Here is an 18,905-nt window from a genome sequence, read left to right as displayed (position 1 = left end):
GTTGCCAGGTAGAAGGGAATCTCCGAGATGCCGCCGCAGGCTGTAACCCTTGAACCCTTGGTTCAAGGTGAATGCGTCGTCACAGTTTTAAGGCTTCTCGGACGGGCCGAGCATGCTCACCAACCATGGAGCGCCACATTCTTGTGGTATGAAATATCGGCTCAGGGGACTGGCCCGCTTGCAAACATCTCAGAGAAATTTTGTCTTCACGGTCACTCTACCACAGTAAACCGAAAAGTGTTATTCAAAGTTTTGGCCAGTTTTTTCGGTTATGCGACCCTGATCAAGCAACGCCTGTTCGATGGTCTGTTGTAGCATCCGAATACGTTGTTCCATGCTCGCCGCGTACTCACGCGTCTTCGCTTTTTCCTGAGTTAATTCATAGCTGATGTTCAACGCGGCGATGAAAACCAACTGCTCAGTATTTGTGACTCTAGTGCGAACTTTCAGATCTTGCAATCGCTGATTGAGATCGTCCGCAGCCTGATTCAACGCATCCCTTTGTTCAGGCGGGCAATTCACTCGCAGTGAACGGCCAAATATTTGGATATCGACGGGTTGTGCAGACATGCCACCTTCCTGCTGATTGACTGCGCTGCCTTCGTCTCCAGACCTTGGGTCCGCGAAGGGGCGACACTATAGCTACCCTGGTATCAAGATACAAGCCCTTTTCTGGTCCACCAGGGCCCAAAGTGGTAGCATACCATGAATATTCCTCCCTTTGATGACGAATGCTTATGTCTATACAGAACGAAATGCCTGGCTACAACGACGTTAGCCAGTTTTTGAACCAACAAGGGGCTGGATTAACCCCGGCCGAAATGCACGGCTTGATCAGCGGGATGATTTGCGGCGGCAACAACGACAGCTCATGGCAGCCGCTGCTGCACGACCTGACGAACGAAGGTTTGGCCTTCGGTCACGAGCTGGCTCAGGCACTGATGAAAATGCACTCTGCCACCAGCGATGCCCTCGAGGACGACGGCTTCCTTTTTCAGCTTTATCTGCCTGAAGGCGACGACGTTAGCGTGTTTGATCGTGCCGATGCGCTGGCGGGATGGGTAAACCACTTTTTGCTGGGCCTTGGCGTTACGCAGCCAAAGCTCGACAAAGTGACCGGTGAAACCGGTGAAGCGATTGACGACCTGCGCAATATCGCTCAGTTGGGATATGACGAAGACGAAGATCAGGAAGAGTTGGAAATGTCGCTCGAAGAGATTATCGAATACGTGCGCGTAGCCGCCTTGCTGTGTCATGACACGTTTACGCGTCAGCAGCCGACCGCGCCGGAAGTCCGTAAACCGACTCTGCACTAAGAACGAAACGCAAAGGAGAGTGTGATGAGCGAGATATCTCAGCAAGAATTCCAGCGTCGTCGCCAGGCTTTACTGGCACAAATGCAGCCCGGCAGCGCCGCGCTGATTTTTGCCGCGCCTGAAGCGACGCGCAGCGCGGACAGTGAATACCCGTACCGCCAAAGCAGTGATTTCTGGTACTTCACCGGTTTTAACGAACCGGAAGCCGTGCTGGTGCTGATTAAAAGTGATGACACTCATAACCACAGCGTTTTGTTTAATCGGGTTCGCGATCTGACGGCGGAGATCTGGTTTGGCCGCCGTCTGGGCCAGGATGCCGCACCGGCAAAACTCGGCGTTGACCGGGCGCTGGCCTTCAGTGAAATCAACCAACAACTGCACCTGTTGCTCAATGGCCTGGACGCGGTGTACCACGCGCAGGGCGAATATGCCTGGGCAGATGAGATAGTGTGTACGGCGTTGGATAAACTGCGTAAAGGCTCCAGACAAAATCTGCACGCACCCGCCGCGAGCATCGACTGGCGTCCAATGGTCCATGAAATGCGCCTGTTCAAATCACCAGAAGAAATTGCGGTCATGCGTCGTGCCGGAGAGATCAGTGCGCTGGCGCATACGCGCGCGATGGAAAAATGCCGTCCGGGAATGTTTGAATACCAGTTGGAAGGGGAGATTCACCACGAGTTTACTCGCCATGGCGCGCGTTACCCATCCTATAACACGATTGTCGGCAGCGGCGAAAACGGCTGTATTCTCCATTACACCGAAAATGAAAGTGAAATGCGCGATGGCGATCTGGTGTTAATTGACGCCGGGTGTGAATACAAAGGTTATGCGGGCGACATTACGCGTACCTTCCCGGTAAACGGCAAATTTTCCCCTGCTCAGCGTGAAATCTACGACATCGTACTGGAGTCATTAGAGACCAGTCTGCGCCTGTATCGCCCGGGGACGTCCATCCAGGAAGTCACCGGCGAAGTGGTGCGCATCATGATTACGGGTCTGGTGAAGCTTGGCATTTTGCACGGCGAGATCGACCAACTGATTACCGAAAATGCGCATCGCCCATTCTTTATGCATGGTCTTAGCCATTGGCTGGGACTGGATGTGCACGATGTTGGCGTTTATGGTCAGGACCGCTCACGTACTCTCGAGCCAGGAATGGTGCTCACCGTCGAACCGGGGCTGTATATCGCGCCGGACGCCGATGTGCCGCCTGCTTATCGTGGTATCGGCATTCGTATTGAAGATGACATCCTCATCACCGAGGACGGCAATGAGAACCTGACCGCCAGCGTGGTGAAGAAAGCGGATGACATTGAAGCCTTAATGGCTGCGGCGCGACTGCAATGAGCGTGATTATCGTTGGTGGCGGTATGGTCGGTGCGACGCTGGCGCTGGCCATTTCTCAGCTCAGCCACGGGACTCTGCCTGTTCACCTGATAGAAGCGAGCGAACCTGAAACTGACCGCCATCCAGGGTTTGACGCCCGGGCGATCGCGCTGGCGGCAGGGACCTGCCAACAGCTGGCGCGAATTGGCGTATGGCAGGCGATTGCCGATTGCGCAACGGCGATCAAAACGGTTCACGTCAGCGATCGCGGCCATGCCGGATTTGTGACGCTGGATGCGCAGGAATACCGTATTCCGGCGCTGGGCCAGGTGGTAGAACTGCACGATGTCGGGCTGCGTTTGTTTGCGCTGCTGCGTAAAGCGCCGGGCATCACGCTGCACTGCCCCGACCGTGTAGCCAGCGTGTCACGCACGCAGGAACGCGTTGAGGTTACGCTGGAAAATGGCGAGATGATTAATGGTCGCCTGTTGGTGGCCGCCGATGGCACGCGCTCCGCGCTGGCTACCGCCTGCGGCGTTGACTGGCAGCAACAACCCTATGAACAACTGGCGGTGATTGCCAACGTCACGACCTCCGTTGCGCATGACGGGCGAGCGTTTGAACGTTTCACACAATATGGTCCGCTGGCAATGCTACCGATGTCTGATGGTCGCTGCTCGCTGGTGTGGTGCCATCCGCTGGAGCGGCGTGATGAGATTATGGCCTGGTCCGACGAACAATTTTGCCGCGAACTGCAAACTGCGTTTGGCTGGCGGTTGGGGCGTATTACCCAGGCCGGTAAACGCAACGCCTATCCGCTTTCATTAACCTCGGCGCAAAAAGCCATTACCCATCGTACTGTGCTGGTGGGGAACGCAGCACAGACGCTGCATCCCATTGCCGGACAAGGTTTCAACCTTGGTCTGCGCGACGTGATGAGCCTGGCTGAGACGTTGACGCAAGCGCAAAACTGCGCGGAAGATATCGGTGATTATGCGGTGCTGGCACGCTATCAGCAGCGCCGCGAACGCGATCGCGAAACGACGATTGGTGTGACCAACAATTTGGTGTATTTGTTTGCCAATCGCTGGGCCCCACTGGTCGTTGGGCGTAATGTCGGGCTGATGGCGATGGAATTATTCACGCCTGCGCGCGATGCGCTGGCGGAGCGGACCCTCGGTTGGGTTGCGCGATAGATATAACCTGTAGGCCGAATTAAAAAAGCAGGCCTGATTAGCGCAGCGCCATCAGGCAATGTCGCGGAAGTAATGCCGGATGGCGGCTTTGCCTTATCCGGCCTACGGTTTTTGATTGTCCTATTTTCAGGAGCAAACAGTGCAAAGTGTTGATGTAGCAATTGTTGGTGGCGGCATGGTGGGACTGGCGGTTGCCTGCGGCTTGCAGGGCAGCGGGTTGCGCGTTGCAGTGTTAGAACAACATGTTCCGCAGCCTTTGGCGGCGGATGCACCTCCTCAGCTTCGCGTATCGGCCATTAATGCCGCCAGTGAAAAACTGCTTAGCCGACTGGGCGTCTGGTCCGACATTGTTGCCCGTCGCGCTTGTTGCTACCACGGCATGGAAGTCTGGGACAAAGACAGCTTTGGGCGTATTGCGTTTGATGACCAGAGCATGGGTTACAGCCATTTAGGCCACATCGTTGAAAACTCAGAGATCCATTACGCACTCTGGCAAAAAGCGCAGCGTTCAGCGGATATTACGCTGATGGCGCCCGCTGAGTTACAGCAGGTAGCCTGGGGTGAGAATGAGGCATTTCTGTCCCTGAAAGATGGCGCAATGCTGACAGCTCGCCTGGTGGTCGGCGCCGATGGCGCTAACTCCTGGCTGCGCAACAAAGCGGATATTCCGCTCACTTTCTGGGATTACCGTCATCATGCGCTGGTGGCGACTATCCGTACGCAGGAAGCTCACGGCGCGGTTGCGCGGCAGGCGTTTCACGGTGAGGGGATCCTGGCGTTCCTGCCGCTCAGTGACCCGCACCTGTGCTCTATCGTCTGGTCGCTTTCGCCGCAAGAAGCAGAACGCATGCAGCAGGCAAGCGTTGACGAGTTTAATCAGGCGCTGAATATCGCTTTTGATAATCGCCTGGGGCTGTGCAGCCTTGAAAGCGAGCGTCAGGCGTTTCCGCTGACGGGACGCTATGCCCGTCAGTTCGCTGCTCATCGTCTGGCGCTGGTGGGGGATGCGGCGCATACCATCCACCCGCTGGCGGGTCAGGGGGTTAACCTTGGATTTATGGATGCGGCGGAGCTGATCGATGAGCTGAAGCGGCTCCAGCGTCAGGGCAAAGATATTGGTCAGTATCTCTATTTGCGCCGCTACGAGCGCAGCCGTAAGCACAGCGCAGCGATGATGCTGGCCGGTATGCAGGGCTTTCGTGAACTGTTTGCAGGCGAGAATCCGGCGAAAAAACTGCTGCGTGATATTGGTCTGAAACTGGCCGATACCCTGCCAGGCGTAAAACCACAGCTCATCCGCCAGGCGATGGGACTGAACGATCTTCCTGAGTGGTTACGCTAGCGTCCGTAAGGACAATCTTAAGAGTTTGAGACCCGTCACACTTTCCACTCCCGGCCTGCGCGTCGGGGTGCTTCTCTCATTTGAAATAATCTAATTCCACGCCTTTTTTCGCATTAGTTTTTTTAATATTACGTTTTTTTCATAACGCCATTTTTGACAATTTTTCCACATTTAATGTTGGTTGGTGCTGTTAATTCCAGCTTGTATTTATTTTTTATTCTGATTATTTGCCGTATGGATGGACTTTTGTTCTGTCGGTGATTTTGCTGTTTTTGGCCATAAGCTAATGTGATGGTTAATTTTGCCTTATGGTTTAGCGTCTGTTTCGGTGGTAAGTTCAGGACAAAGAGAACGTTTGCGTCGTGGCCCCTGGAGCGGCTGCGGTGCTGGGTTTCGTGGCGAAAATTTCACCGCGAAAGAGTTGGTAGCCCCGCTTATTCAACGAGGAAAAGATGGCTCAACAGACTCCTTTGTACGAACAACACACGCTATGTGGCGCGCGCATGGTAGATTTCCATGGCTGGATGATGCCACTGCATTACGGTTCTCAGCTTGATGAACACCATGCTGTTCGCACCGATGCCGGAATGTTTGATGTGTCACATATGACCATCGTCGACCTGCGCGGTAGCCGCACCCGGGAGTTCTTGCGTTATCTGCTGGCAAACGACGTCGCGAAGCTAACGAAGACGGGTAAAGCCCTCTACTCCGGTATGCTCAACGCTTCGGGCGGCGTGATAGATGACCTGATTGTCTACTACTTCACTGAAGATTTCTTCCGCCTCGTTGTAAACTCCGCCACCCGCGAAAAAGACCTCTCCTGGATTACCCAACACGCTGAACCTTACGCCATCGACATCACCGTTCGAGACGATCTGTCGCTGATTGCGGTGCAGGGTCCAAACGCGCAGGAAAAAGCAGCCACATTGTTTACTGACGAGCAGCGTCAGGCGGTAGAAGGCATGAAGCCGTTCTTCGGCGTTCAGGCGGGTGATTTGTTTATCGCAACCACCGGTTATACCGGCGAAGCAGGCTATGAAATTGCTATGCCGAGTGAAAAGGCGGCAGACTTCTGGCGTGCGCTGGTACAAGCAGGTGTCAAACCTTGCGGTCTTGGCGCGCGCGACACGCTGCGTCTGGAAGCCGGCATGAACCTGTACGGTCAGGAGATGGACGAAGCCATTTCTCCGCTGGCGGCCAACATGGGCTGGACCATCGCGTGGGAACCGACTGACCGCTACTTTATCGGTCGGGAAGCGCTGGAAATGCAGCGTGAAAAAGGCCACGAACAGTTGGTTGGACTGGTGATGACCGAGAAAGGCGTACTGCGTAATGAACTGCCGGTGCGTTTCACTGATGCTTCCGGCAATCAGCAGGAAGGCATTATCACCAGCGGGACATTCTCCCCAACCCTGGGTTACAGCATCGCGCTGGCGCGTGTCCCTGCGGGTATTGGTGAGAATGCGATCGTACAGATCCGTAACCGCGAAATGCCGGTAAAAGTGACTAAACCTGTTTTTGTGCGTAACGGCAAAGCCGTCGCGTAATTCATCCTTTTTTGGAGATTGATTGATGAGCAACGTACCTGCAGAACTGAAATACAGCAAAGAACACGAATGGCTGCGCAAAGAAGCTGACGGCTCTTACACCGTTGGGATCACCGAACATGCTCAGGAGCTGTTAGGTGACATGGTTTTCGTTGACCTGCCCGAAGTTGGCGCAACCGTCAGCGCGGGCGATGACTGCGCCGTTGCGGAATCCGTAAAAGCGGCATCCGATATTTATGCGCCAGTAGGCGGTGAGATTGTTGCGGTTAACGACGCGCTCAGCGACTCCCCGGAACTGGTCAACAGCGAGCCGTATGCAGGGGGCTGGATCTTCAAAATCAAAGCCAGCGATGAAAGCGAAATTGAATCGCTGCTGGATGCGACTGCATATGAAGCTTTGTTAGAAGACGAATAAATACGCTTCATTCTTCACGTTGCAGGTGTGTTGGCTTTCTTGCACACCTCAGTTACTTACTGATGTAAGCTCCTGGGGATGTGCTGCGTCGCCGCCTTCCTGCAACGCGAATTTTTTGCGTATTCAGGTAAGTAGAGACACCTACGATTCACTGCACGTTTCAGGAACCATCGCCCATGACACAGACGTTAAGCCAGCTTGAAAATAGCGGCGCTTTCATTGAACGCCACATCGGACCGGACGCCGCGCAGCAGCAAGAGATGCTGAATGCGGTTGGCGCCGAGTCGTTAAACGCGCTGATCGGCCAGATTGTGCCGAAAGACATTCAGCTCGCAACCCCGCCACAGGTGGGCGAGGCGGCGACCGAATACGCTGCGCTGGCTGAATTAAAAGCCATCGCCGGGCGTAACAAGCGCTTCACGTCCTACATTGGCATGGGCTACACCGCCGTGCAGCTGCCACCGGTTATCCTGCGTAACATGCTGGAAAACCCGGGTTGGTACACCGCCTACACCCCGTATCAACCGGAAGTCTCCCAGGGCCGTCTGGAAGCACTGCTGAACTTCCAGCAGGTGACGCTGGATCTGACCGGCCTGGACATGGCTTCCGCTTCTCTTCTGGATGAAGCTACTGCTGCAGCTGAAGCCATGGCGATGGCCAAACGCGTCAGCAAACTGAAAAACGCCAACCGTTTCTTTGTGGCGGCTGATGTTCATCCGCAAACGCTGGACGTAGTGCGTACTCGTGCGCAAACTTTTGGTTTTGACGTCATTGTTGATGACGCGGCAAAAGCATTGGATCATCAGGATGTGTTCGGCGTGCTGTTGCAGCAGGTTGGCACCACCGGTGAAGTGCACGACTACAGCGCCCTGATGACTGAGCTGAAATCCCGTAAAATAGTGGTCAGCGTCGCTGCCGACTTTATGGCGCTGGTACTGCTGACTGCACCGGGCAAACAAGGCGCGGATATCGTTTTCGGCTCTGCGCAACGCTTCGGCGTACCGATGGGCTACGGCGGCCCGCACGCGGCATTCTTTGCCGCTAAAGACGAATTCAAACGCTCCATGCCAGGCCGTATTATCGGCGTCTCCAAAGATGCAGCGGGTAATACCGCCCTGCGCATGGCGATGCAGACTCGCGAACAGCATATCCGCCGCGAGAAAGCGAACTCCAACATTTGTACCTCGCAGGTTCTGCTGGCCAACATCGCCAGCCTGTATGCCGTTTATCATGGCCCGGTTGGCCTGAAACGTATCGCTAATCGTATCCATCGTTTGACCGATATTCTGGCAGCCGGTCTGCAACAGAAAGGATTGAAGCTGCGTCATGCGCACTACTTTGACACTTTGTGTGTTGAAGTGGCCGATAAGGCTGCGGTACTGGCGCGTGCTGAAGCGGCAGAAATCAACCTGCGTAGCGATATCCATAACGCGGTAGGTATTACGCTCGATGAAACCACCACCCGTGAAAACGTGGTGCAGTTGTTCAATGTTCTGCTGGGAGACAGCCACGGTCTTAACATCGAAACGCTGGACAAAGACGTGGCGCTCGACAGCCGTTCCATTCAGGACAGTATGCTGCGTGATGATGCGCTCCTCAGCCATCCGGTGTTTAATCGCTATCACAGCGAAACCGAGATGATGCGTTACATGCACTCGCTGGAGCGCAAAGATCTGGCCCTGAACCAGGCAATGATCCCGCTGGGATCTTGCACCATGAAGCTGAACGCTGCCGCCGAGATGATCCCTATCACTTGGCCGGAATTCGCTGAACTGCATCCGTTCTGCCCGCCAGAGCAGGCAGAAGGTTATCACCAGATGATCGGCCAGCTTTCCGAATGGCTGGTAAAACTGACCGGTTATGACGCAGTCTGCATGCAGCCGAACTCCGGCGCGCAGGGCGAGTATGCGGGTCTGCTGGCGATTCGCCATTATCACGAAAGCCGTAACGAAGGCCATCGCGATATCTGTCTAATCCCGGCCTCTGCCCACGGTACCAACCCGGCCTCCGCACAGATGGCGGGTATGCAGGTAGTGGTTGTCGCCTGTGATAAAAACGGCAACATCGATCTTGGCGATCTGCGTGAAAAAGCGGCGCAGGCGGGTGAAAACCTCTCCTGTATCATGGTGACCTATCCCTCTACTCATGGCGTGTATGAAGAAACGATCCGTGAAGTGTGCGACGTTGTGCACCAGTTTGGCGGCCAGGTTTATCTTGATGGCGCGAACATGAATGCTCAGGTTGGGATCACCACACCGGGCTTTATCGGTGCCGATGTCTCACACCTTAACCTGCATAAAACATTCTGCATTCCGCACGGCGGCGGCGGCCCAGGTATGGGACCAATCGGTGTTAAATCGCATCTGGCGCCGTTCGTGCCGGGTCATAGCGTAGTACAGATTGAAGGGATGCTCACCCGTCAGGGCGCGGTTTCTGCGGCACCGTTCGGTAGCGCATCCATTCTGCCGATCAGCTGGATGTACATCCGTATGATGGGCGCAGAAGGTCTGAAGCAGGCAAGCCAGGTGGCGATCCTTAACGCTAACTATATTGCCAGCCGTCTGAAAGATGCCTATCCGGTGCTGTATACCGGTCGCGATGGTCGCGTGGCACATGAATGTATTCTCGACATTCGCCCACTGAAAGAAGAGACCGGCATCAGCGAACTGGATATTGCCAAGCGTCTGATCGATTACGGTTTCCATGCGCCGACCATGTCGTTCCCGGTAGCGGGTACGCTGATGGTGGAACCGACTGAATCGGAAAGCAAAGTGGAACTGGATCGCTTTATCAATGCGATGCTGGCAATCCGCGCAGAGATCGATCGCGTGAAAGCCGGTGAATGGTCGCTTACAGATAACCCGCTGGTTAACTCCCCGCACACGCAAAATGAGCTGGTCGCAGAGTGGAATCACGGTTACAGCCGCGAAATCGCCGTCTTCCCGGCGGGCGTAGCGAACAAATACTGGCCGACCGTGAAACGCCTTGATGACGTTTACGGTGACCGTAACCTGTTCTGCTCCTGCGTGCCGCTGAGCGATTATCAGTAATCGACTGATTCAGCTATCTTTTAAAGGCGCTTCGGCGCCTTTATTTTTGGGGAGAATAGTGATGGCTATAGCACTGGTTACGGGGGGCAGTCGCGGTATTGGCCGGGCAACCGCGCTGCAGTTAGCGCTAGAGGGTTACACGGTCGCCGTTAACTTTCATCACAATATTCGTGCGGCAACGGAGGTGGTGAACAATATCGCCGCTGCGGGAGGAAAGGCGTTTGCTCTGCGGGCAGATATCAGCGATGAAAGCCAGGTCGGGGCGATGTTTGAGTCCATTGACCGCGAGGGTGAGCCGCTGACTGCTCTGGTGAACAATGCCGGGATTTTGTTTGAACAGAGCACGGTGGAAAGCCTAACCGCTGAGCGTATTAATCGCGTCCTGGCGACTAATGTTACCGGCTATTTTCTGTGTTGTCGGGAAGCGGTAAAGCGTATGTCGTTTAAGCACGGCGGTCAGGGCGGGGCGATTGTGAATGTCTCTTCGGCGGCGTCACGGCTTGGCGCCCCGTTCGAATACGTTGATTATGCAGCCTCAAAAGGTGCGGTGGACACGCTTACCACCGGCCTCGCGTTGGAGGTTGCGGCGCAGGGGATACGCGTGAACTGCGTGCGACCCGGTCTTATCTACACGGAAATGCATGCGTCAGGCGGTGAGCCGGGAAGGGTGGATCGCGTGAAATCCATGTTGCCTATGCAGCGCGGCGGACAGCCGGAAGAGGTCGCGCAGGCGATAACCTGGCTGCTGAGTGAGAAGGCGTCTTACGTCACGGGCAGTTTTTTGGAGCTGGCCGGCGGGAAGTAATGCGTTGCTTGCCGGATGGCGGCGTAAATGTCTGCTCTGGTCTACAGGTTCAGTTCCCGTAAACCGGATAAGCGCAGCGCCATCCGGCAAAAAATTACAGATTCTCGCCGTTGCTGGCAATCACCGCTTTATACCACTCAAAACTTTTCTTACGCGAACGCGACATATCGCCGGTGCCGTCGTCGTGTTTGTTCACGTAGATAAAACCGTAGCGTTTGCTGTACTGGCCGGTGGTGAACGAGACGCAGTCGATGCAGCCCCACGGCGTGTAGCCCATCAGATCTACGCCGTCATACGTTACCGCTTTTATCATCTCTTCGACGTGGGCGCGCAGATAGTCGATGCGGTAGTCGTCGTGGATGCTGCCGTCTTCTTCCACTTTGTCGTAAGCGCCAAATCCATTTTCAACGATAAACAACGGCTTCTGATAACGCTCGTACAGTTCGCATAAGGCGTAACGCAGGCCGACCGGATCAATCTGCCAGCCCCAGTCGGATGCTTTGACGTGCGGGTTCGGCACGCTGCCCTCAAAACCGGAAATTGCATCGCCGCTACCACCTTCCGCTTTTACCGCGTTGGTCATGTAGTAGCTAAATCCGAGATAGTCGCAGGTACCTTCACGCAGGATTTGTTCATCGCCAGCTTCCATTCGAATATTGAATTCGCGGCGCTCCCACTCGTTCAGTACATAAGATGGATAGTAGCCGCGCAGTTGAACGTCGGTGAATACATAGCGTTCACGCATCGATTCCTGCGCGAACATCACATCTTCAGGCTTACAGGAGTACGGGTATAGCGGGACCATTGCCAGCATGCAGCCGACTTTCATTTCAGGGTTGATGCGACGTGCGGCTTTCACCGCCAGAGCGCTGGCCACAAACTGGTGGTGCAGCACCTGGTACATAGTCTCTTCCGGGTTTTCATGCTCGGTATACACCACGCCGGAGCAGCAATAGCCAAACAGCGGTGCACGCCAGTTACGCTGGTTGTTGATTTCGTTGAAGGTCATCCAGTATTTGACCTTGTGCTTGTAGCGCTCAAAGACCACTTCAGCAAAACGGACAAAGAAATCGACGACTTTACGATTGGTCCAGCTACCGTACTGTTGAACCAGGTGTAGAGGCATTTCGAAGTGGGAAAGAGTGATGACCGGTTCGATATTGTACTTCAGCAGTTCATCAAACATGTCGTCGTAGAATTTTAGCCCTTCTTCGTTTGGTTGGGTTTCGTCCCCTTTGGGGAAGATACGGGTCCAGGCAATTGACGTACGGAAGCATTTGAAGCCCATCTCGGCAAACAGCTTAATGTCTTCTTTGTAATGACCGTAAAAATCGACGGCTTCGTGGTTGGGGTAGTACTTACCTGGCACGACGTCCTGAGTGATTTCTCGCGGAACGCCGTGTGCCCCCCCGGTCAGTACGTCGCAAATGCTGGGCCCTTTGCCACCTTTATTCCAGCCGCCTTCAACCTGATGCGCCGCAACCGCGCCGCCCCATAAAAAATCGTTTGGTAAGGTAAGTTTTTTCATCTGCGCTCAGTCTCAAATTAATACAATCTGATTTTGAGTCTAACAAAGGAAAGATAAATGTCACGATATAACAAAATAGCGTTAATGTGATTTGTTACATCAAAAAAACAGATTGTTTTTTTACGCTATTCTTTTCGCCAGCTTGCGACCGAGTGATTCCAGAATATAAATAACGGGGATCTGCGTGGTTATATCGTATACCCCGGCAATGCGTGTCTGTGGAACATGCCAGGAGAGATTAAAGTCGGCAAGTTTCGCGAGGCGCGAATGTTCATGGCTGGTGACCGACAGAACCTTACAGTTATGCAGACTGAACTGGCTGGCAAAGCGTAGGATCTCTTCGGTTTCTCCAGAAACGGAAAGCACGATCGCCAGCGCGTTTCTGGCCATATCATTAGTTACCGGGAAATAAGGGTCATCGATGTGGTTACTGAATTTTCCGACGTTTGAGAAAAAACGTGCGCCATATTTTGCCAGGGCTCCGGATGTTCCCGCCCCGACGAATATAATACGCTCGGAAGATAATATAATATCAACAGCCTGATCGAGTAGTTTGTCGAACTCGTCGTTATTGACGCCTTTAAAGAAGCTGATAATTTCGCTGGCACCGAAATTAGCCTGTTGCGGTTCATTCTGCTCTAAATATAATTTGAAGCGTACGCGAAATTCTGAGTAACCTTCACACTTAAGCTTGCGGCAAAAGCGCAGTACGGTGGTGGTGGAAACGCCCACGGCATCAGCCAGTTCGCGAATGGTCATGTACATGACTTTGTCACGGTTTTTGATGACATAGTTGTAGACCAGCATCTCAAGATTGTTGAGACTGGCGATGGCAGCGTGGGAGAACATACTCACAATGGCAAAACTCACTCATCAGACTTCATCTACAGGGAATAATAACATGCAGCCAAATGACATCACTTTTTTTCAGCGTTTCCAGGATGACATTCTGGCCGGACGCAAAACCATTACGATTCGTGACGAGTCCGAATCACACTTCAAAGCCGGTGACATTCTACGGGTTGGGCGCTTCGAAGATGAGGGGTACTTCTGCACGATTGAGGTTGTTGGCACCTCAACCGTCACGCTGGATACGCTGACGGAGAAACATGCTCGCCAGGAAAACATGACGCTAGAAGAACTTAAACACGTGATTGCCGAGATTTACCCGGATCAAACACAATTTTATGTGATTGATTTTAAATGTCTTTGATTTTAACGGTACGCCTGTTAGCTGAATATTAAAATATAATGTCATGATTTTTATTGATTATTATTTAGTTGGCAAATATTTTAGCTAACATGTGTTCACTGGAACCATTCTCAGTTACGCTAGAGGAGCAATCACGATAGTGTTCGTTTCTCGGGAGTAAAATATGGTTCAGAAGCCATTAATTGCGCAGGGATATTCGCTGGCAGAGGAAATAGCCAATAGCATCAGTCACGGTATCGGGCTGGTGTTTGGGATTGTCGGACTGGTATTGTTGCTGGTTCAGGCAGTGGATACCAACGCCAGCGCCATGGCGATAACCAGCTATAGCCTGTATGGCGGCAGCATGATCCTGCTGTTCCTTGCCTCAACTTTATATCACGCGATCCCCCATCAAAGAGCGAAAGTCTGGCTGAAAAAGTTCGACCACTGCGCGATTTATCTGCTGATTGCCGGGACCTACACGCCATTTCTGCTGGTGGGGCTGGATTCGCCGCTGGCACGTGGACTGATGATTGTTATCTGGAGCCTGGCGCTGCTCGGTATTTTATTCAAATTGACCATTGCGCACCGGTTTAAGGTTCTGTCGCTGGTAACCTACCTGGCGATGGGCTGGCTATCGCTGATTGTGGTGTATCAACTGGCGGTTAAGCTGGCGGTGGGTGGTGTGACGTTGCTGGCAGTTGGTGGTGTGGTGTATTCGCTGGGCGTTATTTTCTACGTCTGTAAGCGCATTCCATACAACCACGCGATCTGGCACGGCTTTGTGCTGGGTGGCAGCGTTTGCCATTTCCTGGCGATCTACCTGTACGTGGGGCAGGCGTAATTATCATTACCCAGCGGTGCTGTGCTTACCGGGTCTTTAAAACGCGCGACCCGGTAAGATAAAGTCACCACCCGACGATTTACTCTTCCAGCGAATACGGCAGCGGTACGATATGCAGCGTTTTCGCGTCGTCACGAACGCGGAACACGCTGTCGGCTTCCATGTCGTTATTCATCACAACCTGCACCAGTACCTGTCCATCCGCCAGTTGCACTGCGGCGAGTACGGTGCCGGTACGACGCCAGTTCTCACCCATTTTCAGCTCCAGGTCTTCACCTGCCGCCGGTACCCGACTGGCCGCACCTGCCAGCGTCCACATGGCACGTTTGTTGGCTCCGCGGAATTTTGCGCGAGCAACCATTTCCTGACCGGTATAGCAGCCTTTTTTAAAGCTGATCCCGCCCAGAGCCTGCAGATTGGTGGCTTGCGGAATAAACTGTGCGCTGTTGGCAGTATCAATCACCGGAATACCTGCTTCGATATCCAGCGCCAGCCACTGTTGGCTGTTATTTAACTCCGCTTCACCGCGCAGCTTCTCTACCAGGGTTTCCGCCGTTGCAATATCAACGAGCAGCAGGAAACGCTCAGCGGGATGTTCGAACCACAATATGGTGGAAGAACCTTCAGTAATGACCTGCTTATCGCTGTTTGGTAATTCGCTAAAGATATTGGCCAGCGCTGCGCGCGCCTGGAATCCCGCGACGCCCAGCAGTACGCGCTCGTCGTCCGGGGCAATCGCCACTTTCGAGAAGACCGCATATTTTTTCAGTTCGGTGAGCTGCGCATCGCGCAGACTACGGCGCTCAATCCATGCAAAACCGTCACCCTGGCGGAACAGACGCAGGTTGCTCCACATTTTACCTTTGGCGTCACAATGTGCTGCCAACACGTGCTGATGCTCGGTCATCTGGCTGACATCCGCTGTGACCTGACCCTGAATATACTTCTCACTGTCGACACCGGTGATGGTGGCGAGCGCCCATTCATCGAGCGTCATTAGCGTCAGAGGCAAGCGCGTTGACGCGAAAGGCTGGCGAGGAGGAAAAGATATAAAAGCCATAATTAATGTCCTGATTTGCTTAACGCAGTGATAATGACTAATGGTAAAAGAGCTATGGCCCATTGCAAGCGGTTTAAACAGGCTATTTGTGCCATATATTAAGCTTTGCGAGGAGACATCCAAAAATGCTGAATCCTTTGACTTAATGTGGTTTTATTTAGCGAGCACGCTTCCGTTTGCTGATATTCCCGTAAATATGAGGGAAAAACACGTTACAATAGCGGGATACTTCGTTTTCGCGAGACAGGAAGAAGAACATGGATATTAACAACAAAGCACGTATTCATTGGGCATGCCGTCGCGGTATGCGTGAGCTGGACATCTCGATCATGCCGTTTTTCGAACATGAATATGACAGCTTAAGTGATGAAGAAAAACGTATCTTTATCCGTCTGCTAGAATGTGATGATCCAGACTTATTTAACTGGTTGATGAATCATGGGAAACCGGCTGATGCTCAGCTAGAGCAGATGGTGCGACTTATCCAGACACGGAATCGGGAACGTGGTCCAGTGGCAATCTGATTTACGCGTTTCATGGCGCGCGCAATGGCTTTCGTTGCTCATTCATGGGCTGGTCGCGGTATTTATTTTATTGATGCCCTGGCCATTGAGCTACACCCCATTATGGCTGGTTCTGCTCTCTCTGGTGGTGTTCGATAGCGTCCGTAGCCAGCGCCGAATCAATGCCTGTCAGGGCGAGATTCGGCTGTTGATGGACGGTCGTCTGCGCTGGCAAGGGCAAGAGTGGACTATTGCTAGCGCACCCTGGATGGTCAAAACAGGCATGATGCTGCGTTTACGTTCCGATGCCGGAAAACGTCAGCATTTGTGGCTGGCGGCAGACAGTATGGATGACGCGGAGTGGCGGGATTTGCGGCGGTTAATACTGCAACAGGCGAGGCAGGGATAATGCTGATGAATGCCTGATGGCGTGCAGCGTTAAGGTCTACGGTTCGGTGCGGCATGTAGGCCGGATATGGCGTTTACGCCTACATCCGGCAAAATGGTTATCAGGACCAGTGTTCGGCCATTTCACCAAGGATTTGCTCGCACCAGGCCTGAATGCGTTCATCGCTGAGATCGTACTGGTTTGTTTCATCCAGTGCCAGGCCAACAAACAGCTGTCCATCGGCAATGACGGGCTTATCGCTGGTAAATTCATACCCTTCGGTTGGCCAGTAACCAACAAATTTTACGCCTTTGGTGACCAGTTTATCGTGCAGCATACCCAGCGCATCCAGGAACCATTCACCGTATCCCAACTGATCGCCCATACCGTAAAGCGCAACAATTTTGCCTTCCAGGTTGAGGTCGTCCAGTTGCTCCCAGACCGCTTCCCAGTCCTCTTGGATTTCACCGAAATCCCAGGTTGGGATGCCTAAAATGAGCACGTCATACTGCTCCATTAAGGTCGGGGAATCATCTTTGAGGTTGTGCAGTGTCACCAGTTCGGGACCCAGGATATCGCGGATTTTTTCTGCTGCCATTTCGGTATAGCAGGTGCTGGAACCGTAAAAAAGACCCATGTTCATGACGTAAACATCTCAATTCTGCTGTAGCGTTGCGGGTAGTGTAACAGAATCGCCGAATTCTCGGCACAATGAGGCATAATGCATCAAAAATGAGAGTGAAATAAGGGGCGCGAGTGGAACAGGATCTGGCGCGCATCGAGCAGTTTCTTGATGCCCTGTGGCTGGAACGAAATCTGGCGGAAAACACGCTAAGTGCGTATCGTCGCGATCTGACCATGCTTGTTGAATGGCTACATCACCGCGGCGCCTCGCTTGCGACCGCGCAGAGTGATGACCTGCAAGCATTGTTGGCTGAGCGGATGGATGGGGGATATAAAGCCACCAGTTCCGCACGCTTGCTCAGTGCAATGCGGCGTTTTTTTCAGCATCTGTACCGTGAAAAATATCGCGAAGATGACCCCAGCGCCTCGCTTGCATCACCTAAACTTCCGCAGCGTCTGCCCAAAGATCTCAGCGAAGCACAGGTCGAACGACTTCTGCAGGCGCCGCTGATAGAACAACCGCTGGAACTTCGCGACAAAGCTATGCTGGAAGTATTGTATGCCACAGGCCTGCGCGTGTCTGAACTGGTGGGGCTGACGATGAGTGACGTCAGCCTGCGTCAGGGCGTGGTTCGGGTGATCGGTAAAGGTAATAAAGAGCGCCTTGTCCCGTTAGGTGAGGAGGCGGTGTACTGGCTGGAAACGTACCTGGAGCATGGGCGTCCGTGGTTGCTCAACGGTGTATCAATAGATGTGCTGTTTCCCAGCCAGCGGGCGCAACAGATGACTCGTCAAACCTTCTGGCATCGTATCAAACACTATGCTGTGTTGGCTGGAATCGACAGCGAAAAGCTGTCCCCGCACGTTCTGCGGCATGCGTTTGCCACACATCTGCTCAACCATGGCGCTGATCTGCGCGTGGTGCAGATGCTACTGGGGCATAGCGACCTCTCGACAACGCAGATTTATACTCATGTCGCAACGGAGCGCTTGCGGCAACTACATCAACAGCATCACCCGCGAGCGTGAGTGCTGACAGGAAAGGATAGGTTATGAAAAAACGTTTTATGATGTTCACCCTGCTGGCGACGGCGTTTTCCGGCATGGTACATGCAGACGATGCGGCGATTCGCCAGTCATTAGCGAAGCTGGGTGTTAAGAGTACCGAGATTCAGTCTGCTCCGGTTGCGGGCATGAAAACTGTACTGACCAATAGCGGCGTGTTGTACGTTACCGAAGACGGTAAACATATTATTCAGGGACCGATGTATGACGTGAGCGGTGCAAGCCCGGTAAACGTCACCAACCAACTGCTGATGAAGCATTTGAACGCGCTGGAAAACGAGATGATCGTCTACAAAGCGCCGCAGGAAAAACACGTCATTACCGTTTTCACCGACATCACCTGTGGCTACTGCCACAAGCTGCATGAAGAGATGAAAGACTACAATGCGTTAGGGATTACCGTACGCTATCTGGCCTTCCCTCGTCAGGGACTGGAAAGCCAGGCCGAGCAGGATATGAAATCTATCTGGTGTGCGAAGGACAAAAACAAAGCCTTTGACGACGCCATGGCTGGCAAAGATGTGAAGCCAGCGACCTGTAATGTGGACATCGCTAACCACTACGCGCTGGGCGTACAGTTCGGCGTCAGCGGTACGCCGGCGATTGTGCTGAGCAATGGCTATGTAGTGCCTGGCTATCAGGGCCCGAAAGAGATGAAAGAATTCCTCGACGCACATGCAAAACAAACCAGCGGTAAATAA

General features: G+C 53.4%; 19 protein-coding genes and 1 other RNA gene. 14 read left to right on the top strand and 6 right to left on the bottom strand.

Translation table 11 applies throughout. The annotated features are described in order from the left end of the window. Positions 1-15 precede the first annotated feature (15 nt). Together ssrS and zapA are read right to left on the bottom strand one after the other, a co-directional pair. Positions 16-199: non-coding RNA, 6S RNA (gene ssrS, locus BZK42_RS11675), on the bottom strand. A gap of 41 nt (positions 200-240) precedes the next feature. Then, positions 241-570 (bottom strand): cell division protein ZapA, encoded by a 330-nt coding sequence (gene zapA, locus BZK42_RS11670; RefSeq protein WP_003026980.1) that lies wholly within the window; start codon positions 568-570, stop codon positions 241-243. 167 nt (positions 571-737) lie between these two features. On the opposite strand from zapA, the gene BZK42_RS11660 reads away from it, so the two are divergent. From BZK42_RS11660 to BZK42_RS11625, 8 genes are all read left to right on the top strand, one after another. Continuing rightward, entirely contained in the window at positions 738-1,316 is a 579-nt protein-coding gene (locus BZK42_RS11660) for a YecA/YgfB family protein (RefSeq protein ID WP_016157420.1), read from the top strand. A gap of 24 nt (positions 1,317-1,340) precedes the next feature. After that, positions 1,341-2,666: a Xaa-Pro aminopeptidase gene (gene pepP, locus BZK42_RS11655; RefSeq protein ID WP_080859195.1), complete on the top strand. Its 1,326-nt coding sequence runs from the start codon at positions 1,341-1,343 to the stop codon at positions 2,664-2,666. Further along, positions 2,663-3,841 carry a 2-octaprenyl-6-methoxyphenyl hydroxylase gene (ubiH, locus tag BZK42_RS11650; RefSeq protein ID WP_016154358.1) on the top strand — a complete coding sequence of 393 codons (1,179 nt, stop codon included), beginning with the start codon at positions 2,663-2,665 and terminating at the stop codon, positions 3,839-3,841. The genes pepP and ubiH overlap by 4 nt, the downstream gene beginning before the upstream one ends. Before the next feature lie 139 nt (positions 3,842-3,980). Then, positions 3,981-5,183 carry an FAD-dependent 2-octaprenylphenol hydroxylase gene (ubiI, locus tag BZK42_RS11645; protein WP_016154357.1) on the top strand — a complete coding sequence of 401 codons (1,203 nt, stop codon included), beginning with the start codon at positions 3,981-3,983 and terminating at the stop codon, positions 5,181-5,183. A 452-nt stretch (positions 5,184-5,635) separates the two neighbouring features. Beyond that, positions 5,636-6,730 (top strand): glycine cleavage system aminomethyltransferase GcvT, encoded by a 1,095-nt coding sequence (gene gcvT, locus BZK42_RS11640; RefSeq protein WP_080859194.1) that lies wholly within the window; start codon positions 5,636-5,638, stop codon positions 6,728-6,730. Between the two features lie 25 nt (positions 6,731-6,755). Beyond that, positions 6,756-7,145, top strand: coding sequence for a glycine cleavage system protein GcvH (gene gcvH, locus BZK42_RS11635; protein WP_003026965.1), 390 nt, complete (start codon positions 6,756-6,758; stop codon positions 7,143-7,145). Between the two features lie 176 nt (positions 7,146-7,321). Continuing rightward, entirely contained in the window at positions 7,322-10,195 is a 2,874-nt protein-coding gene (gcvP, locus tag BZK42_RS11630) for an aminomethyl-transferring glycine dehydrogenase (RefSeq protein ID WP_080859193.1), read from the top strand. Positions 10,196-10,256: 61 nt separating this feature from the next. After that, positions 10,257-11,000 carry an SDR family oxidoreductase gene (locus tag BZK42_RS11625; protein ID WP_016154354.1) on the top strand — a complete coding sequence of 248 codons (744 nt, stop codon included), beginning with the start codon at positions 10,257-10,259 and terminating at the stop codon, positions 10,998-11,000. A 94-nt stretch (positions 11,001-11,094) separates the two neighbouring features. On the opposite strand, the gene bglA is transcribed toward BZK42_RS11625, so the two are convergent. Next, a complete protein-coding gene (bglA, locus tag BZK42_RS11620; protein WP_080859192.1) occupies positions 11,095-12,528 on the bottom strand; it encodes a 6-phospho-beta-glucosidase BglA in 1,434 nt (477 codons plus the stop codon). 120 nt (positions 12,529-12,648) lie between these two features. Beyond that, positions 12,649-13,377 (bottom strand): MurR/RpiR family transcriptional regulator, encoded by a 729-nt coding sequence (locus BZK42_RS11615; protein WP_003838265.1) that lies wholly within the window; start codon positions 13,375-13,377, stop codon positions 12,649-12,651. A 52-nt stretch (positions 13,378-13,429) separates the two neighbouring features. On the opposite strand from BZK42_RS11615, the gene yqfB reads away from it, so the two are divergent. Next, positions 13,430-13,741 carry a N(4)-acetylcytidine aminohydrolase gene (gene yqfB, locus BZK42_RS11610; protein WP_016154352.1) on the top strand — a complete coding sequence of 104 codons (312 nt, stop codon included), beginning with the start codon at positions 13,430-13,432 and terminating at the stop codon, positions 13,739-13,741. A 163-nt stretch (positions 13,742-13,904) separates the two neighbouring features. After that, complete coding sequence (gene trhA, locus BZK42_RS11605; protein ID WP_016154351.1) at positions 13,905-14,564, top strand: PAQR family membrane homeostasis protein TrhA; 660 nt, start codon at positions 13,905-13,907, stop codon at positions 14,562-14,564. 79 nt (positions 14,565-14,643) lie between these two features. Here trhA and ygfZ read toward each other — a convergent pair whose 3' ends face one another. Further along, positions 14,644-15,624: a tRNA-modifying protein YgfZ gene (ygfZ, locus tag BZK42_RS11600; protein WP_047357823.1), complete on the bottom strand. Its 981-nt coding sequence runs from the start codon at positions 15,622-15,624 to the stop codon at positions 14,644-14,646. Between the two features lie 257 nt (positions 15,625-15,881). On the opposite strand from ygfZ, the gene sdhE reads away from it, so the two are divergent. Beyond that, complete coding sequence (sdhE, locus tag BZK42_RS11590; RefSeq protein WP_016154349.1) at positions 15,882-16,148, top strand: FAD assembly factor SdhE; 267 nt, start codon at positions 15,882-15,884, stop codon at positions 16,146-16,148. After that, positions 16,129-16,536 (top strand): protein YgfX, encoded by a 408-nt coding sequence (locus tag BZK42_RS11585; protein WP_047357821.1) that lies wholly within the window; start codon positions 16,129-16,131, stop codon positions 16,534-16,536. Before sdhE ends, BZK42_RS11585 begins: the two co-directional genes overlap by 20 nt. A 100-nt stretch (positions 16,537-16,636) precedes the next feature. On the opposite strand, the gene fldB is transcribed toward BZK42_RS11585, so the two are convergent. After that, positions 16,637-17,158 carry a flavodoxin FldB gene (gene fldB / locus BZK42_RS11580; protein ID WP_016154347.1) on the bottom strand — a complete coding sequence of 174 codons (522 nt, stop codon included), beginning with the start codon at positions 17,156-17,158 and terminating at the stop codon, positions 16,637-16,639. 113 nt (positions 17,159-17,271) lie between these two features. On the opposite strand from fldB, the gene xerD reads away from it, so the two are divergent. Next, positions 17,272-18,168 carry a site-specific tyrosine recombinase XerD gene (gene xerD, locus BZK42_RS11575; protein WP_016154346.1) on the top strand — a complete coding sequence of 299 codons (897 nt, stop codon included), beginning with the start codon at positions 17,272-17,274 and terminating at the stop codon, positions 18,166-18,168. 23 nt (positions 18,169-18,191) lie between these two features. Further along, on the top strand, positions 18,192-18,905 hold the full coding sequence (dsbC, locus tag BZK42_RS11570) for a bifunctional protein-disulfide isomerase/oxidoreductase DsbC (protein ID WP_047357820.1): 714 nt from the start codon (positions 18,192-18,194) through the stop codon (positions 18,903-18,905).

The organism is Citrobacter braakii (genome assembly GCF_002075345.1).
Lineage (GTDB): Bacteria > Pseudomonadota > Gammaproteobacteria > Enterobacterales > Enterobacteriaceae > Citrobacter > Citrobacter braakii.
This window is presented reverse-complemented; position numbering and strand designations above follow the sequence as displayed.

Coding starts and splice junctions, on each gene's coding strand:
- bglA (WP_080859192.1), bottom strand. CDS start 12,528: ATGAAAAAACTTACCTTACCAAACGATTTTTTATGGGGCGGCGCGGTT.
- gcvT (WP_080859194.1), top strand. CDS start 5,636: ATGGCTCAACAGACTCCTTTGTACGAACAACACACGCTATGTGGCGCG.
- dsbC (WP_047357820.1), top strand. CDS start 18,192: ATGAAAAAACGTTTTATGATGTTCACCCTGCTGGCGACGGCGTTTTCC.
- BZK42_RS11625 (WP_016154354.1), top strand. CDS start 10,257: ATGGCTATAGCACTGGTTACGGGGGGCAGTCGCGGTATTGGCCGGGCA.
- gcvP (WP_080859193.1), top strand. CDS start 7,322: ATGACACAGACGTTAAGCCAGCTTGAAAATAGCGGCGCTTTCATTGAA.
- ubiH (WP_016154358.1), top strand. CDS start 2,663: ATGAGCGTGATTATCGTTGGTGGCGGTATGGTCGGTGCGACGCTGGCG.
- BZK42_RS11660 (WP_016157420.1), top strand. CDS start 738: ATGTCTATACAGAACGAAATGCCTGGCTACAACGACGTTAGCCAGTTT.
- gcvH (WP_003026965.1), top strand. CDS start 6,756: ATGAGCAACGTACCTGCAGAACTGAAATACAGCAAAGAACACGAATGG.
- ygfZ (WP_047357823.1), bottom strand. CDS start 15,624: ATGGCTTTTATATCTTTTCCTCCTCGCCAGCCTTTCGCGTCAACGCGC.
- yqfB (WP_016154352.1), top strand. CDS start 13,430: ATGCAGCCAAATGACATCACTTTTTTTCAGCGTTTCCAGGATGACATT.
- trhA (WP_016154351.1), top strand. CDS start 13,905: ATGGTTCAGAAGCCATTAATTGCGCAGGGATATTCGCTGGCAGAGGAA.
- pepP (WP_080859195.1), top strand. CDS start 1,341: ATGAGCGAGATATCTCAGCAAGAATTCCAGCGTCGTCGCCAGGCTTTA.
- fldB (WP_016154347.1), bottom strand. CDS start 17,158: ATGAACATGGGTCTTTTTTACGGTTCCAGCACCTGCTATACCGAAATG.
- BZK42_RS11615 (WP_003838265.1), bottom strand. CDS start 13,377: ATGTTCTCCCACGCTGCCATCGCCAGTCTCAACAATCTTGAGATGCTG.
- zapA (WP_003026980.1), bottom strand. CDS start 570: ATGTCTGCACAACCCGTCGATATCCAAATATTTGGCCGTTCACTGCGA.
- sdhE (WP_016154349.1), top strand. CDS start 15,882: ATGGATATTAACAACAAAGCACGTATTCATTGGGCATGCCGTCGCGGT.